This window comes from Mycolicibacter senuensis (genome assembly GCF_003284925.1).
Lineage (GTDB): Bacteria > Actinomycetota > Actinomycetes > Mycobacteriales > Mycobacteriaceae > Mycobacterium > Mycobacterium algericum_A.
This window is the reverse complement of record NZ_QMEX01000289.1, coordinates 1-1,530: the sequence shown is the minus strand read 5'-3', so window position 1 is coordinate 1,530 and position 1,530 is coordinate 1. Positions and strand designations below refer to the sequence as shown.

Sequence of the window (1,530 nt, the reverse complement as noted above, 5' to 3'; positions counted from 1 at the left end):
AAACCGAAGTACCCGGCGTCGCCGCCGGCCAGGCCGTTGCCGTCGGTGTCGACGCCACCCACGGCGCCGTCGCCGAACAGGAAACCGCCGTCATTCAAGTTGCCCAGGCCCAGCCAGCCCAGCATCGAGTCGTTGGTGCCATCCCAGTCGGCATCGCCGTTGCCGATCAGGCTGCGGCCGAACAGGTCGATCCAGGGGTCGTTGATCTGGGCGATCAGCGCAGTGTTGTCCGTATCCGCCAGCCAGCCCTCGAGGTCGGCATGCAGGTTGGTGAAGACGTCCATCGCATCGTCGCCGTTGAAAAAGCTGATGTCGCCGGCCGCGGTCCCGAACAGGTCGGTGTTGAGGATGTCGAACAGGTCGTCGAGGTCGGCGTGTGCGGCCGGCGCGGCGACCACCGGGGTCATGCCGAACGCCAGGAAAGCCGCCGCGGCACTGGTTGCGCCGAACACCCGGCGGGATTTCTGGGTACGCGAGCGACGAGGCGTGCGAGCTGACATGGTGGGTCCCCCTCAGATAATGACGCGGTTGAAGATTTCGGGATCAGGGCTGGTCGGCCCTGTTGGTGCCGTTAGCGCTCGTGGAACGGATTTGCGCACGACGCGACACGCTGCCCCCCAACTAAGACGGCATGAACCGTCGCTAACTTCGCGCTTACGTTAATGGCTGTTTCGGCTCAGTCAACACCGCTGGAAATAAAGGTACTTTCGTCCGGCAAATTCGCGGCTTCCGGACTTGAGTTTCCTGAGCCGGAGTCTCCGCGACTTTGATGCACTAAATACCGGCCATTAGCTGGCCGGTTTCGGTAGATGGCGCGGGAGGGGTCCGGGGCCCGCCAGATCCTGGGGTAGTCGGATACCCGAACAGCAGGGTAAAAATTATCAGGGTTTACTTATGTCAACAGGCATGTCCACGGACCGGTCAGCGGCACAGAGGCGCCCATGTCGGGGCTGGACGCTGCTCGTTCCCCGGCATTGAAAACACCTCGGCCCGGTCGTGAGACCGGGCCGAGGCGTTGGGAGAGTGGATTCGCTAGGGGGCGTTCGTACCGGGGGTGCCGGCCTGGCCGGGCGTTCCGTCGGCCCCGCCGTTTTCCCCGGGGCCGCCGTCGGTGCCGGCGATATCCGGGCCGGCCTGGTTCACACTGCCGCCGCCGTTACCGCCGTTACCGCCCTTGCCGCCGTCACCGGTGCCGCCGCTGCCGGGTGCGCTGCCGTCACCGCCAGTACCACCGTGCCCGCCGGAAGCGTGGACGTCGTCGAACTGGCCGGTGGTGCCGTTGCTGGTGCCGGCCCAGATCTTTCCGTCACCGCCCTTGCCGCCGTCACCGCCGGTTGCGCCATCGGCGCCGTTGGCGCCGCCATTGCCACCGTTGCCGCCGGTCGTGCTGCTGCCGTCGAGGCTGGCACCGTGGGCTCCCGCGTACTCGTCGTCAACTCGGGTCCAGGCCCAGCCGCCGTTGCCGCCGTCGCCGCCGTTGCCGGCGCCGCCGTTGCCGGCGTGCGCGGTGCTGTCGGTGACCGCACCGTA

Annotated in this window: 2 pseudogenes; both read right to left on the bottom strand. The window is 67.1% G+C overall.

The features are described from left to right. Positions 1-500 (bottom strand): annotated as a pseudogene (locus DQP56_RS24190) (hypothetical protein); the annotation flags it as partial. Positions 501-1,032: 532 nt separating this feature from the next. Next, positions 1,033-1,530: pseudogene (locus tag DQP56_RS24950) on the bottom strand (PGRS repeat-containing protein); the annotation flags it as partial.